This is a genomic window from Cyclobacteriaceae bacterium (assembly GCA_013141055.1).
In the GTDB taxonomy this organism is placed as follows: Bacteria; Bacteroidota; Bacteroidia; order Cytophagales; family Cyclobacteriaceae; genus ELB16-189.
This window is the reverse complement of record JABFRS010000001.1, coordinates 1,339,636-1,354,666: the sequence shown is the minus strand read 5'-3', so window position 1 is coordinate 1,354,666 and position 15,031 is coordinate 1,339,636. Positions and strand designations below refer to the sequence as shown.

Sequence of the window (15,031 nt, the reverse complement as noted above, 5' to 3'; positions counted from 1 at the left end):
TCCCTCAACCATCGAGTTTTCCCCGCCCGCCTGTCTGGCCGTCCTAAGTTTGAGCCATCAACAACACAAACACGCACAACATGGTCAGATTATTCGCCTTGATAGTTTTAGTGGTTGCATGCTCAGTGGGGGTCAATGCAGAAACGTCGATCAACGACATAGAAGTTACTACCTGCCAGTCGGGTAAATGCGATGTTCCGTCACATCTGACAACAGCATCAGTGTCAAACATGAGCATCGGTCTCCAGGCCAATAGCTTCTTCTCATCATTGTTTGATACAAGCCTCTGGCCCGACCGTTGGAATTGCGGTGTGTGGACTCCTCTTCATGGATGGATCTATATCCTTTCTGATCTTTTTATCTGGATGTCCTATTTCGCTATCCCTTTAATCCTTGGTTTCTTTCTCTTTAAAAAAGGTATTGCTGATATCCCTTTCAAAACTGTATTCATATTATTCATTGTCTTCATCCTTGCCTGTGGACTTACTCACCTGATGGATGCTGCCATCTTCTGGTGGCCGGCATACAAGCTCAGTGCATTGCTGAGATTTATCACGGCAGTAGTGTCTGTAGTTACAGTGGTGGCAATGGTGAAAGTTATTCCTCACGTTCTGGATCTTCAGACACCGGCATTCCTGGAACGTCAGATCAAGGAAAGAACAAAAGCTCTTGTACAGGTGAATGAGCAATTGGGAGTGGAGATGATCGAGCGTAAGAAAACATCTGATCACCTTTCAGCAACCAATGCAGAGCTGATGGCGTTCAGCTATTCTGTTTCACACGACCTGAGATCTCCTTTGAGAAGCATCCACGGATTCAGCCAGGTGCTGATGGAAGATTATGCCGACAAGCTGGACGTAGAGGGTAAGGATCACCTGAAAAGAATTTGTGCCGCAAGCTCACGCATGGGTGAACTGATCGACGACATGTTGAAATTGTCAAAGATCTCCCAGGACCAGGTAATGATCAAAAAGATCGATCTGTCAGCGATGGTGCAGGAAGTAGTGTCGGATCAGATCCTCAGAACTCCATCAATAAAAGCATCATTTGATATTGAAGAAGGAATTGAAGCGCACGCCGACAGCAAGCTTTTGAAAATTGCAATCGAAAATCTGGTCGACAATGCCATCAAGTACAGCTCTAAGGTTAGTCAGCCGATGATCCAGTTTGGAAAAATTGCCAACGAGAACATCTACTTCATCCGTGACAACGGAGCGGGATTTGATATGAAGTTTGCCGATAAATTGTTTGGAGCATTCCAGCGCCTGCACGTGGGAGAGTTTGATGGATCAGGAATTGGCCTTGCCACTGTGAAGAGAATTATCCTGAAGCACGGAGGTAATGTATGGGCTGATGCCCGTATCAATGAAGGTGCTACATTCTTCTTTTCGATTTAATAAATAAAATTATCTACTCAGAATTATAATAATATGAATAGCGGAAAAATCCTTTTAGTTGAAGACAGCGACGATGATGCAGTATTGCTGTACCGTGCCTTCAAAAAGAAAAACATGTTGAATGAGATCGTTCGTGCCAAGGACGGTATTGAAGCGCTGGAGCTTGTCTTCGGAACAGAAGAAAAACCTCCTTTGATGCCGTGTCTTATTCTGCTGGACCTCAAGCTTCCCAAGATGGATGGCCTTGAGGTGCTGCAAGCCCTTCGCGCAAATAAATTAACGCAAGGTCTGCCCATCATTATCCTCACCACTTCCGTGGAACAGCAGGACATCGTGAAAGGTTATAACCTTGGATGTAACAGCTATATCCGCAAGCCGGTTGAATTCGATAAGTTTCTTGAATCTGTCGGACAGCTTGGATTGTACTGGATGATGCTGAACGAAGGAAATCCGAATTATACCGGTTAGTAATAGATCAGGCGTTCAATGTACTGATCTGTTTCTGACAGATCGAAATGAGTGCCTTTTTGTTGGATTCTGAGAAAGAATTATCTGTCTTTTCAATAAGGTCAGATAATTCTTTGTTATTGATCAACGCCAGGGTGGTCTTTGATTTATGAATCCTGCTTTGAAAGGATTCAAGATCATCTTCTTCAATGGCCCTGATCACCTCACGGAGGTTATCGGCCATCAGCTTCTTTAAATTCCTGCTTTTAACATCATCATCCTGAATGGTATTCATTGAAAAAGAAGAGGTCTGTGGCAGCTTGCTGAAGATCTTCTCATGAAGCTCTGCCGGCTTGAAAGGTTTGGTGACCACCTCATCAAAGCCAGCCTTCTTAATATCCTCAAGATGATCCGTCATCGCGGAAGCCGTTAAGGCAATGATGGGGATTTCCTTAAAATAAGAATCATCATTTGCCCGTATCCTTCGCGTTGCCTCATAGCCATCCATCTCCGGCATCTGCAGATCCATCAGTACTAACTGATAAGTCCTGGCCGAAAGTTTTTGCAATGCTTCCTTTCCATTGTTTGCAAACTCTGCCGTCAGTCCCCATTTACTCAGATAATTATTAACCACCACCTGATTCACCGGGTTGTCTTCCACCACCAGCACTTTGATGACGTCGGTTTTCGTGGCAACAGGCACATGCGGTGTAACTCTTGATCTGGGAATTTCTGCTGAGCTCTTTAGCTCCAGACTGAAGTAGAAGACAGAGCCTTTGCCCGACTGACTTTCAACTTTCAGTTCTCCGCCCATCAGGTTCACAAGCTTTTTGCTGATGGCAAGTCCCAGTCCCGTGCCGCCGAACTTTCTTGTAATGGCTTTGTTGGCCTGTGAGAAGTTCTCAAAAATAATTTCCTGCTTGTCGGATTCAATTCCGATGCCGGTATCGCTCACGGCGAAAAGTATTTTATTAAGATCTCCTGATTTGCCTTCAAGACTGATCTGAAGCTCAACAGAACCTTCGTGAGTGAATTTTATAGCATTGCCGAGAAGATTCACCAGAACCTGGTTGATGCGGACCGGATCTCCCTTGACATATTTCGGAAGATCATAATTCATCTGCAGAAGCAGGGAGAGTTGCTTGGCACTTGCTTTCGACTGCATCATCTTGATGAGATTCTCCAGAAGCTCCACCAGGTCAAAAGGTATCTCTTCCAGGTCGATCTTGCCGGCCTCGATCTTGTTAAAGTCAAGAATGTCGTTGATGATCGACAACAGGTTTTCACCCGAGTACCTTAACAGCTTTAAGTTTTCAAGATGATGATCAGGTGGATTGTCTTCGATCATGAAGTTGGTAAGCCCGATCACGGCATTCATCGGAGTCCGTATCTCATGACTCATCATGGAGAGGAACTGTGATTTTGCGTTGCTGGCTTCCTCTGCTTTTGTGATCGCCTGTTTGAGTGCAAGCTCATAGGATTTCCTTTGCGAAACATCCCGTGAGGAAGTTTGAATGGACGTCACGATGTTGTTCTCATCAACGATCGGCTGAGTATAAGTCTCTACCCAGATATAGGTTTGATCTTTTTTCCGGATGCGATATTCAACGCCGCTCAAGCTCGTGCCTTGGAGTGCGGGCTGGTGAGCCTGTTCCCGCAACCGCTCATGATCCCCGGGATGAATGATCTCGTATGCCGATAAACCTATGAGTTCTTGTAATTCATAACCCAGCACCGATTTAAAAGAAGAAGAAACAAATGTATAGCGGCCTTCTGCATCATGGATGGCGATGAGGTCGTGGGTGTTTTCAGAAAGAAGGCGGTAGATCCGTTCGCGTTCTTCCAGCTTGAGCTCGATCTCCTTTCTTCTGGTGATCTCGCGGGCGGAAGTCTGGAAGCCGATCATCTCACCTTTGTCATTGAAGTACGGATTGGAATTGGTTTCCATCCAGATGATGGTGCCGTCTTTTCTTCTCACCCGGTACTCCATGTTGGCAGACTTCCCTTTGAGTGTCTCCACGTGTGTGGATTGCTTCATGCGTTCGGCATCTTCAGGAAGGATAATATCAAAAGGAGATTTCCCGATCAGCTCTTCCGGTTCATAGCCAAGAATATTCTTTGCGGAAGGAGAGATGAACGTGCGGGTGGCATTGTCATCATTCTTGTATAGTGTAATAAGATCTTTGGCATTGCTGGAAATGAGGCGATAGGTCTCTTCGCTCTTGGCAAGCTTCAGATAGGTCTCTTTGGTTTCGGTGATATCGGTGAGTGTGCCGATGAATCCCTGCAGGTCACCTTTGTCATCGAAGATGGGAGAGGTGGTGCTGATGACCCATACGATCCCGCGCACAGGATGAATGAATCTGAATTCAAGCGATATCTTTTTCTTCTCTTTGAAAGCTTTGCCCCAGGCCTGCATTGTCCGCTCGAGATCTTCTTTATGAATGGCATTCATTCGTTGTTCATTGGTGGAGAACTCCGGAACGCCGCTGATCTCGCTCCATTGCTTGTTCATGTAGACGACTTCCGCCTGTGCATTCATTTCGTGAATCCCCACGGACGAATTCTCTGCCATGAGCTTGAAGCGTGTTTCACTTTTCTCAAGCTTCTCCCGCGACTCATGGATCTCGCTGATATCACGGGCGACGTTGTGCACTTTTTCTACTTTACCACCGGCAAAGATCATCCGTGTGGTTTGACCTACCCATACCCTCTTTCCTGATTTGGTGCGGATGGGAAACTCATGGTACGTCTTTTCAATTTTGTTGATGATCTGGTTTTTGTAGAAGTCGGCTACGGAGTTTTTATACTCATCGGTGATGAGGTAGCTGGACTGCATCTTGAGAAGTTCGGGTTGACTGTATCCTGTAAGTTTCTCTGATCCGGGATTGACATAGATATAGAAGCCGGTGGCATCGATCTCGTAGATGGCATCGACGGCATCTTCAACGCGCTCGCGGTATTTCTTTTCATTGGCGAGTGCTTTGTTCTGGAGAGCGCTGATCCCTTCGGCGAGCGTTTTCACCTTCTCTTCCCGCTGCTGGATTTCCTTCTTGAGCATCTCCACGGGATTGATTATGGGCAGAACGATGAAGAGGAATGCGGCGAGGATGGAGAGAATTAAAAAAGTAACGAGCCAGAATTCCGGCAGGTAGTTGTCGAGGATAAAGTGAGTAACGATAATGATGCCCACCACCACAGCAGCAAAGAGGAGAGATCTGAGGCGGAGATTTGCCATAGTTAAAGATAGGGGATTGGAGGGGAATTGTTGTGTGAGTGAAAAAGGGAAGTTGACGAAAAGATTTAATTGGAGCGAGAATTAAAATACAACGAAACCCTGAATCAGAACTTCTTACAGCAACACCTCGGCACGGTATGAGCCCGTTTATTCATTCCGGAATTAATACTATCTTCAACTTCCTTTTCTAAGTCACCATTCCTCAATGAAACAGTGGATAAAGAAGAACTGGACTGATCCAGTTTGGAGTAAGGTGTTTTCGGCAATAATAGTTGCAATACTCGCAAGTGTTGGAACAACTCTATATGCTTTGTTCCAACAAATTCCGTTCCATCAACTTTATACTGTCACTGTAGACTACCTGACTAATACCAAAGTAACGCTGACAATCAGTATGCTATCGATCTTGCTTATCGCCTTTACGACATTTAGCTTGATAACGTGGTTATTTCTCTTTGGAATCGTTGAGTTTAAATTTGGAAACTTTCTCAAGTCAGATAAGTTCGATATTCACACATTTATAAATGGTGAATGGGTTTTGGAATTTGAAAAAGGCAACAAAACCCAAGTTGAATTTTGTGAGGTCAAAGAAGGAAATTTGTACTATGTCGAAGACAAACTCGTATTTTCCCTTCAAAACATCAATTTCAATTTAAATAAGAAGTTGGTTTCGTGGGACAAAGAAGGGATACCATTTGAACCTATCCATTCAAAAGAGACGCTAACTATACGAAATTACAATTTGCTTGAAGGAGTCGACTCGTTAGGATACAAACTATATTATAGTCGGCGACGAAAAAAATAAAGGCATCAAATATTTTATCGTTTGCGCGATTAGCTACAAGTTGGTAGTAAGCTTTGAAAGAAGTTCGAACTTACTCCACTTACAAATTTTGGGATTTTTACTTAATCTACCTTCTGTTGTGCCTCTTTATAATCGGTTTAGCTTGCTGTTCTTAATCATAGTTATAAATTTTTCTGACCGAAGAACTCCTTGTCAACTCCAAATTGTTTTTGAAATCTCAAATAACAGCTTTTGTCGTTGTTCTAACTCAGCCGGTCCAAAAGAGTCCATGGCTTCTAGTTCTAAACTGTGTTTCTTTTTAAGATCAGTCATGTCCAACTTAGATTTGTATGTGTCGGTCCTTAACGTTTCATTCCAATACAGAGTATTCGCGTAAGTTTTTAACTTGTCCGAATACGTCTCATTATTGCTAGAAATATTGTCTTTACCCTTTAAAAGAAGTATTCCACCAAGTCTGTTTCTCTCTTGCTCAAATATGTCTTCATCATTGTTGAATAAACTTAAATTCTCTGGATTGTAAGATAAAATGTGCTCAATATGAAATCCAGTTTTTGCCCCAGTTTTTGACACTAAGTCCTCAATTGGATGCTTCATACCAAGATTCAAATTGTCAGCAAAAAACAAATCTATACGCGCAAAGAAGTATCTCTTGAAGCGTGGTTTTAAGTTTATTCCAGTGTTTTTAAAATACGGGTATTGCAGTGTCTGCGTGGCATCTAAATTTCTACTTGAAGCCAATTCCTCTAAGAGAAATTTATCAAATATGGGACGAATTTCAATCATTTCGCAGTTTCTAATTTCGACTGCAATTTTGTACAGAACATCACTAAAGTCATTGCTGTCATAAGCATTTTGAAGTTGGAGCAAGGAAAAGAGTCGATCAAGTTCTTTGGAAACTAAGTCAATCTTTTCATTTTCTTGCGAATCATTTAGCTTGCATGAGGATAGTATTAATAGATATTGACCATCCATTTCATTGAGTTTATTGTAAAACACGCATTGAAACTGTTCTCGTTGATTATAATAAGCATCAAGTATTTTTATGTAGAGATTTGTATAGTATGTGAATGTATTCTCTAAGAAAGTCTTTACTTCTAATGGATTATGCTTAAGCTTAAGATTCTCGTTCATGTCAACAGTGAACATCTCTCGGTGATAGTCGCCATCAAATCTTGCCGCGTCTTTTCTATTTGTGGCGTATTTTGATTTTAGGTAATATCTAAAAAATGTATCGATTTCGTCTTCCCTAAATTTGTTGATTGCTTTTACCTTTTTCTCCCAAATTCCGTTGAAGTCTTTCTTGTCTAACTCAATTTTGTCTATTTGTCCCAGAAGTTTTCCTTTTAATATTTCATAAGGTTTTAGTCTTACTCCCCTGTCGTTAATAACTTCAAAGACCATTGGTACATTTGTCTGCTCAACTGAAAGATTTATTAGAACAAGTCTGTATAGGAAATAATAAACAAATGTCTCGAATTTATGCTTATCACTTAACTGTAATGATAGCCATTTTCTTATTGTTTGATAGTTATTTAGAATGTTCAATGCTGTCACACCTGTCGAGGTGTCCATGTCTTTGAATTCCTTAATATTCTCAAATAGATCTGTTAGAATTTGTTTGTGACGTTCGTGGTTCATCCAAAACGAAAATTCTACTCCTGAATAACCTGCGATCTTACCCTCAATCCATTTTTCGGTTTTAGATTTTTGCTCCTTTGAGAGATGTAATAGGTTTATTAAAATCAGAGTCAAGGTTGTTAATCTTTGTTGTCCGTCAACAACGTATACTTTGCCCTCAATTGTGTTTGTTACATATGTATTTAAATAGTACCAAGGATACTTAGCGGTAATGATTTCTCTTGAAGGGTCTAAAGGTCGGTTTATCTCATACTCTTGATTAAACTTGAAGAATATGTCATCCATAAGCCTCAACACCGGTTCATCAGTCCATTTATAATCTCTTTGATAAAAGTCAATGTAGTATGTTGTGTTAGAAAATACTCGGTCAACGTTTTGTGTGTCTGGTGCTATGTCCATTGTTGTATTTGCTTATAAATTATTAAGGGTATTGGATCAATCCTTTCGTTATAATATTTTGGTAATGCAAGAGGAAATAAATGATTTACAAAGGTTAACATTTATATTCCCCAAATCCTAAACCATCCCCCTATAGAAATCTTTAAATTTACTATAGGATCCTTTAGATGATGTTCATGTGATTCTGAGGATGATCATCCGAAACTCAACCGAAGTTACAGGCTCTCGACACCGATGTGACAGCGCAGAGACAAGCACACGACAAGGGAGAACATTCGTGGGTAATAGGGGAGAGATCGGTATCATATTCGGGAGTAATAGGTAAAAAGTCTGACTAAGGTCTGACTAAGGTCTGATGACTAAGGTCTGAGTAAGGGTAGTATAGTTACAGACCAGGAAAGGGGTAAATCGTGATTTTTATTCACGCTGTTTAATTACGGAAAAACTACCGTGGTGGTTAAATCATAGAGAAATTAAAAAAGTAACAAGCCATCACTTGAATATTCCATTGGCCTATCATCCGAAGCTCAACTGGAATTACATGCTCCTTACACCGATATGACAGTGCCGAGACAAGGACAAGACATGGGGGAACATCCGTAGTGAATAGGGGGGAAATAGGTAGGTTATCCGGGAGTTATAGGTAAAAAGTCCCGGTAAGGTCTCCATAAGGTCTCGGTAAGGTCTCCATAAGGTCTCGATAAGGGTAGGCGAGCTTTAGACCCGGGAAGTGCCAAATCCTGGTTTTTTCAAGGTTTTGACATGCTGGCTTAATACGTAAGAGTTTTAATGATAGTTCCGCCTTCGCAATGCCTGTGGCATAGCTATGGCGGGCGAAGTGGAGCTGCAGGGATTGAACTCTATTGCCTAATCAGCTAAATATCAACTTGTAATATGTACCAGTGTTAGCAGGTGCACCGAATTTCCAAATGATCAAATTGAAATAATGTTGATCAGTTTGTATAACAAAATTAAAAAGGAAATTGAGAATGGAAAATAATTAAGTTAAAAACGAAACCGGTTTGTAATATGATCCGGTTATAAGAACCTCCAAGACCTTGGAAGAAAAAATCAGTTAATGATCTCTCCTTATTAACTGTTTAATTTGTCTCGATGTCGCTCGGAAACTGTTGTTTCCACATGGTGGAATATAGGCCATTCTTCAGTATTAATTCAGAATGAGACCCTTGCTCTACCAGCAAGCCTTTATCTAATACAGCAATTTTATCCGCTTTATAAACAGTGCTTAAACGATGAGCAATAATTATAATTGTTTTGGTCTGCGATTTCAAGAGCTTAATCGCAGTCTGAATGTAAAGTTCTGAAGAAGAATCCAAAGACGACGTTGCTTCATCAAGGATGAGGATTTCTGGATCTCTATAAAGAGCTCGAGCAATAGCAATTCGTTGTCTTTGTCCGCCCGAAAGCATTGAACCGTTTTCGCCTAAATATGTATCAAAGTTGTTTGGTAATTTTTCTATGAATTCTATTATGCCCAGTGACGTGCAGATTGCAATGATCTTTTTTAAGTCAGGCTCCAGATCACCAACTGCAATATTTTCGATAACCGATCCGGAAAATAAATGGACTACTTGAGGTACAATCGCTATGAGGGATCGCATCGAGTCATTATCGATATACTTTAAGTCATAATCGCCGACCAATACATTTCCATTCAGCAGAGGATATCTGCTCTGTAAAATAGATATTAATGTTGATTTTCCTGACCCACTTTCTCCTACAATCGCTGTTACTTGGCCTTTGGTTATAATGAGATTGAATTCTTTGAAGACATTGGCTCTAGATCCGTATCGAAATTCGACGTTCTTAAAGAAAATGTCTCCTAATAATTCTTTTGTCATTTTGACTTTGCTGTCTTCTTTTTCTCTTTCAAGGTCCATGATTTCAAAAAGTCTATCGGCAGCAATCAAGGCATTTTGGGTGATTTTGTCCATTCCTATCAGGCTGCTGACGGGACCAGTGAAATACGCTATCAGTGCGTAAAATGATAATAATTCGCCTGGAGTGATTTGATTATCAAGTACAAATCCAGCACCAATCCAGAGTAAAATAATGGTGAATAGACGGGAAAAAAATTCGGTTGCATTGGAGCTGAAAATTCCATTTAGACTGGAGGAATAAATTGTTTTTAGAAGCGAAATGAATCGAATCTCTGTTTTAAGGTTCGTAAAATTTTCCAGAGCGAAACTTTTTATAGTATTAATTGAACTAATTGATTCAACTAACTGAGACTCAAGGTCAGCAGACTTTTCCATCAATTTTCTTTCAATTCGCTTGTTGACTTTATTAGTAACGAAGTAGACGACAGCATAGAATGGCACAATAATGAAAATTACGACTCCAAGTTTCCAGTAGTACGTGAACATGAGCGCGAACGCTAATAAGAAGATGAATAGATTGACGGCAAGGTTTACTAATACGTCATTGATAAATGCACGTATTTTTACTGCATCATTGATGCGAGACATTATCTCCCCAACTCTCATAGTATCAAAGAATTGTTGTGGGAGTGTTAGTAAGTGTTTGTAATAGCCAAGAATAAGTTGCACATCGATTAGTTGGCCGGTACGAAGTGTGAATATACTTTTCATAATACCGAGGAATATTTGCAGAAAAAGCATCAACACCATTCCAACACTCATGATATTCAATAGATTTCTATTGCCGTCTATTAGTACATAGTCAACAATTTTCTGAATATAAATTGAAGTCGATAATCCTATTACCGTAAAAATGAAAGCGCCGAAAAGAGCCTGAATTACACCCGACCTGTGGGGGTAAATAAGTTCCCAAAATCTTGATGCTACGGAAATCTTCGTATTTCCCTTTTCAAAACTTTGAGTTGGAAGAAGAAGAACGAGAACACCAGTCCATATTGACTTGAAATTGTCATGGGTATACCTATGCAGTTCACCATCCATTGGGTCCATCACCTCGATATACTTTGAGGTAGCATCACAGATAACAACGTAATGATTTAAAACCTTATCGATGATAACATGTGCAATTGAAGGCTTGGGAATTTTGAATAAACTCTCAAATTCAGCCTTTACACCTTTTGCTTCAAAGCGAAGTTTTTGGGCGGCTTCGATTAAACCCAAAACGTTGGTTCCTTTTTTGTCAGTAGACGATAATTGTCTGATTTTTGAAATCGGAAGCTTTAAGTCGTAAAATTCTGCAACGGACGCCAGGCACGCAGCTCCGCAATCTGAAATATCACGCTGTTTTATTTTCGGAAATCGCTTCAATTAACGAATGTATTAGGATTCAACCAATTGTCGGTCTTATCATATAATAATTGCCAAAGTGTTCGTTTTGTGACGATAAATCTTGCCTGAAGAGACATTCCTTTTTTCAAAAAGCCCTTGTAGCCATTTTTTAGCTCAAGATAATCTTGATGTAAATCGCACCTTAATTTGAACACAGGAATGTTATCGATAAAATGAATGTCATTTGACACCTCGATCACTTTTCCAGTCGCTAAACCCCATTGATTATAATTAAACGCATTAATTTGAAAATTGACAAGCATCCCTGTTCTTATAAGTCCAATGTCAGCAGGGTTAATGTATGCTTCAACAATCAAAGTAGTATCGGGAGAAATCTGTGCAAGATTTTGATTTGCAAAAACCGCGCTTCCGCTGTACGCCCCAACAATATTTTGGATTGTCCCAGACACTGGTGCCTTAACAATGAAATTTATTTTTTCTTTTTCTATTTGCGCTAATTGAGTATTGATATCATGGAGTTCCTTTTCATAATCCAAAATCTCCCCGTGCCACTGACTTATTTGATTTTGTTTTAATAACGATAATTCATCCTCTAACTTGTCCAATTCGAATTTGACATTTTCAAATTCCGCATCCGCAATGACTTTCTCCTGAAACAATTTTAAATTCCTATTGTAATCCGCTTTGACTTTTTTTAGGCGCGTCTCAGTTTCAAATTGGCGGTGTTTATAATTTATTTTTGCCTGCCTGTATACCGAATTGTTTAGATTTGTACTGCTATCAAATTTGTTTAATATTCTGAGATCTACAAGGAAGGACTCTAATAACTTTTTACGCTGAGCGATAAATTTCTCTTTTTCTTCCTGCATTTCTGGTTCGATCACATACAAGATATCTCCTTTTTTTACGATAAGATTCTCCCTAACAAATGATTCTTTAAGTCGCCCATTGACAAGAGATTGAATTTGACTTACCTCAACACACGGTCGTATAATAGCTCGTGACGTAACACTTACTGGAACTGAAATAAAGAAAATTGCTATTAACCCGATGGTAAACGAGATACAACAAACAAGGTAAATTAAAGAAGATTTTAATTCGACCTTATTTCTGTAGAGCTCCGCCGTGGATTCAAGGATGATTGATGGAAGTAAATTTTGTTTTTTGAAAGCCATACTCAGTTCATCTGAAGGTCGAAATCTATTTATGATTACGGGTTAAGAATATCTTTCTTCGAAAAATTATTATGAGGATGATAACGGTAAGGACTATCGTTGTAAGAATCCAATGTGATCCCAAGAAAAACCCAATTTTATATGAAAGGCCCTCAGTTGATAATATTAAAATCATAACAGTTGTTTACTTCTTTTCAAGATCATGAAAAATTTGTTTCCGATAAATTATATATTATTGATGTAATGAAGACGAGGAGATTTACTATGCTATGGGTCAAACTTGTAAACAAGAGTGGTTTGTAACTGTCGGGATATATTAACTTAAAACGATAGAAGCAGTATGAAAATCCTAATCCAGCCAACAAGCCATAAAACATATACCAAATCGTGTCACTGTGCAATAATCCAAAAAATATTCCGGTACTTAGAAGATAAAAAACTTTAAATGATTGGGTATCCACTTCTTTGATAAATCGTTTGAATAAGTTGAACGGAAGATATTGACAAAGCCAGCTTTCAAAAATGGGTGCGAAGATTACACCAGTTGGCAATTCAAAATACCATGGCCATGTTGAAACTTCATTTTCTAATTGGATTTCAAAAGAATTGTAGATAAAGATAACGATGCTTTCAACAATAATTATTAATAAAGATATTCTTGTAATCAACAAGAAATCACTCCTTTCAAGAAAGCTATTCTCGCTAATCATTTAAATATATTTACAGATATCATTTCTTCGTCAGAATATTTTGTCGAACCAATTCAGATTGAAAATACACAATAAAAGTTAATTGTATCGCAACTCGTTTCCGTCGTTTTATTTCAGGGCGTTTTGTACTCGCATACCCTACTGTTAAAGCAAAAAAAATAGGTGGTCTCTCAACCACCTATTTTGGTTTCGTTTCAAAATATATTACGCTGTCATCGTTGCGCCCATGTAATACACTGGATCTCTCGCGATTTCATTCCAGACCCACTTTATACCGCGACCAAGAGATCCAAGAGCATAACCAATGCCATATCCAATTCCGTACGTAATACCGCTTCCACCAACAATTGATTGTTGTTCGGTTAATGTAAGCTCCTTGTAAGTGATGTCAAGGGATGCCAAATTTTTTAATTCTGGATTTTTCATTGTTATAGTTTTTAAATTTTTGGAAAAAAGATATTAATAAAGTTATTTAATAAAGCTTAGTTAAACCCCGCCTTGATACCGTCCCAAACGCCGGAGCCGAAATCATAAATTTCCCCTGCAACAAACTGGATACCTTTGCCAAGCAGTCTAAAGGGTCCCGCGATGCTTAAATAACTAATAAATCCACCACTTATTTCTCGCATTTCAGATTCAGTGAGAGAGGAAAGGTTTAGTTGGTCAAATTGACTTGCTTTCATAATTTTTAATTTAAATGGATACAAGATTGCCTCGAACAAGGCCTATGTATCTAATATAGAACATCGATAGATGATGATCAATGGTGATCTTGTTCGAACTGTTAAACTGGCGTGTAAGGTTTTGGACGATTCTCAATAATTTTGAAGCATTTTTGGAAGATAAAGATCTGGAAAAACTAATACTGGGGCTTTTCAATGGAAAATTCCGTTAATAGCTTATTTGCCGTTGTTGTACCATTTCCCGTATTGTTTTGCAAAATCAAGATAATCTTGGCGTTCATATCCGAGCTTTTTGGCTAAGTACTTTAAAGAATTCGCGCATTGGTCACATGGAATGCTGGTCATTCGGAGTTAGGTACTCAATGAATGCTTATAGGAGTCAGTTTGAGATTTAATTTAATCTTTTGCAATATTTTACACTGGCCCGATACGAGCGCGCTTTTGTTTTGTCATCGATGAACCCTTTAGTCCAGCTCGCAAAGGAAAATGGTGGATTGGCAACAGCATAGTCGAAGGCTTCCAGAACTTCTTTGTCTCCATCTTTCTTAATGAACTTAGGGTCAGATATGGTATTGCCTTGCCGGATACCGTGAAGGTTTTGTGCTTGGTTGTGTAAAACCATGTTCATACTCGCCAGGGCAACGGTAGCGATATCCATTTCCTGTCCAAAAAGCGTAATGGATTTCTCTGCTTCTTCACCGGCTTTGATCAGCAATGACCCGGAGCTACAGGTCGGATCATAAATAGTGGTGCTCGCAGTAGAGTTTCCTTTATTGATACCAATTATTTTTGCCAATACGCGGCTTACTTCCGACGGTGTATACTAACGGTTTGCAAATTCCTAACCGCTATAACGATGGTTATTGGCAAGAACTTCACTTCAGCCTCACCTTGTAATCGCTATTGATTACACGTTCTTATTTTTTTGTTGGTACAAGCAATTCTGAAATATCAACATCTAGTGCGAAAGCCATTTCTCGTAATACAACCAGCGAAGGCTGCTGTTCATTATTACAAATTCTTGTTATCGTGTTTGGAGTCTTTTTAACCATTTCGGCAAAATCCTTATGGCTTATGTCCTTTTCAGCTAATACTGCTTTTAGCCTGTTAATCCTCACTTTATCCGCCATGAATTAATCCTTTTTGGGCATTAGATCATCCCAATTTAGGATTAATTCAAGATTTTTTCGGGCATAGCATATTGACTATCAGGTAGTTATTAATCTAAATCATCCCTAATATAGATTAAATAATCTATAATACGTATCATTACATACGATTTAAGCAT

General features: G+C 39.5%; 12 protein-coding genes. 3 read left to right on the top strand and 9 right to left on the bottom strand.

Annotated features, from left to right (window positions below; all coding sequences use genetic code 11):
* Positions 1–80: 80 nt before the first annotated feature.
* Both HOP08_05875 and HOP08_05870 read left to right on the top strand, forming a co-directional pair.
* On the top strand, positions 81–1,397 hold the full coding sequence (locus tag HOP08_05875) for a hypothetical protein (GenBank protein NOT74438.1): 1,317 nt from the start codon (positions 81–83) through the stop codon (positions 1,395–1,397).
* 33 nt (positions 1,398–1,430) lie between these two features.
* Positions 1,431–1,865 (top strand): response regulator, encoded by a 435-nt coding sequence (locus tag HOP08_05870; protein ID NOT74437.1) that lies wholly within the window; start codon positions 1,431–1,433, stop codon positions 1,863–1,865.
* Positions 1,866–1,872: 7 nt separating this feature from the next.
* On the opposite strand, the gene HOP08_05865 is transcribed toward HOP08_05870, so the two are convergent.
* Positions 1,873–5,082, bottom strand: coding sequence for a PAS domain S-box protein (locus HOP08_05865; protein ID NOT74436.1), 3,210 nt, complete (start codon positions 5,080–5,082; stop codon positions 1,873–1,875).
* Between the two features lie 205 nt (positions 5,083–5,287).
* On the opposite strand from HOP08_05865, the gene HOP08_05860 reads away from it, so the two are divergent.
* A complete protein-coding gene (locus HOP08_05860) occupies positions 5,288–5,887 on the top strand; it encodes a hypothetical protein (protein ID NOT74435.1) in 600 nt (199 codons plus the stop codon).
* 192 nt (positions 5,888–6,079) lie between these two features.
* Here the strand turns inward: HOP08_05860 and HOP08_05855 are convergent, their stop codons facing one another.
* From HOP08_05855 to HOP08_05820, 8 genes are all read right to left on the bottom strand, one after another.
* Positions 6,080–7,924, bottom strand: coding sequence for a DUF262 domain-containing protein (locus HOP08_05855; GenBank protein ID NOT74434.1), 1,845 nt, complete (start codon positions 7,922–7,924; stop codon positions 6,080–6,082).
* Between the two features lie 1,100 nt (positions 7,925–9,024).
* Positions 9,025–11,193: a peptidase domain-containing ABC transporter gene (locus HOP08_05850; GenBank protein NOT74433.1), complete on the bottom strand. Its 2,169-nt coding sequence runs from the start codon at positions 11,191–11,193 to the stop codon at positions 9,025–9,027.
* Entirely contained in the window at positions 11,190–12,350 is a 1,161-nt protein-coding gene (locus tag HOP08_05845; GenBank protein NOT74432.1) for an HlyD family efflux transporter periplasmic adaptor subunit, read from the bottom strand. The genes HOP08_05850 and HOP08_05845 overlap by 4 nt, the downstream gene beginning before the upstream one ends.
* Before the next feature lie 200 nt (positions 12,351–12,550).
* Positions 12,551–13,060, bottom strand: coding sequence for a CPBP family intramembrane metalloprotease (locus HOP08_05840; GenBank protein ID NOT74431.1), 510 nt, complete (start codon positions 13,058–13,060; stop codon positions 12,551–12,553).
* Positions 13,061–13,264: 204 nt separating this feature from the next.
* On the bottom strand, positions 13,265–13,486 hold the full coding sequence (locus HOP08_05835; GenBank protein NOT74430.1) for a hypothetical protein: 222 nt from the start codon (positions 13,484–13,486) through the stop codon (positions 13,265–13,267).
* Positions 13,487–13,542: 56 nt separating this feature from the next.
* The gene (locus HOP08_05830; protein ID NOT74429.1) at positions 13,543–13,743 is read right to left on the bottom strand and encodes a hypothetical protein; all 201 of its coding nucleotides are present in this window, start codon (positions 13,741–13,743) and stop codon (positions 13,543–13,545) included.
* Between the two features lie 391 nt (positions 13,744–14,134).
* A complete protein-coding gene (locus tag HOP08_05825) occupies positions 14,135–14,539 on the bottom strand; it encodes an SAM-dependent DNA methyltransferase (GenBank protein ID NOT74428.1) in 405 nt (134 codons plus the stop codon).
* A 121-nt stretch (positions 14,540–14,660) separates the two neighbouring features.
* The gene (locus tag HOP08_05820; GenBank protein ID NOT74427.1) at positions 14,661–14,873 is read right to left on the bottom strand and encodes a helix-turn-helix transcriptional regulator; all 213 of its coding nucleotides are present in this window, start codon (positions 14,871–14,873) and stop codon (positions 14,661–14,663) included.
* Positions 14,874–15,031: the final 158 nt, after the last annotated feature.

What these genes read in the sequence shown, in the direction of transcription:
- HOP08_05875 (NOT74438.1), top strand. Translation starts at nt 81, where the DNA reads ATGGTCAGATTATTCGCCTTGATAGTTTTAGTGGTTGCATGCTCAGTG.
- HOP08_05870 (NOT74437.1), top strand. Translation starts at nt 1,431, where the DNA reads ATGAATAGCGGAAAAATCCTTTTAGTTGAAGACAGCGACGATGATGCA.
- HOP08_05865 (NOT74436.1), bottom strand. Translation starts at nt 5,082, where the DNA reads ATGGCAAATCTCCGCCTCAGATCTCTCCTCTTTGCTGCTGTGGTGGTG.
- HOP08_05860 (NOT74435.1), top strand. Translation starts at nt 5,288, where the DNA reads ATGAAACAGTGGATAAAGAAGAACTGGACTGATCCAGTTTGGAGTAAG.
- HOP08_05855 (NOT74434.1), bottom strand. Translation starts at nt 7,924, where the DNA reads ATGGACATAGCACCAGACACACAAAACGTTGACCGAGTATTTTCTAAC.
- HOP08_05845 (NOT74432.1), bottom strand. Translation starts at nt 12,350, where the DNA reads ATGGCTTTCAAAAAACAAAATTTACTTCCATCAATCATCCTTGAATCC.
- HOP08_05840 (NOT74431.1), bottom strand. Translation starts at nt 13,060, where the DNA reads ATGATTAGCGAGAATAGCTTTCTTGAAAGGAGTGATTTCTTGTTGATT.
- HOP08_05835 (NOT74430.1), bottom strand. Translation starts at nt 13,486, where the DNA reads ATGAAAAATCCAGAATTAAAAAATTTGGCATCCCTTGACATCACTTAC.
- HOP08_05830 (NOT74429.1), bottom strand. Translation starts at nt 13,743, where the DNA reads ATGAAAGCAAGTCAATTTGACCAACTAAACCTTTCCTCTCTCACTGAA.
- HOP08_05820 (NOT74427.1), bottom strand. Translation starts at nt 14,873, where the DNA reads ATGGCGGATAAAGTGAGGATTAACAGGCTAAAAGCAGTATTAGCTGAA.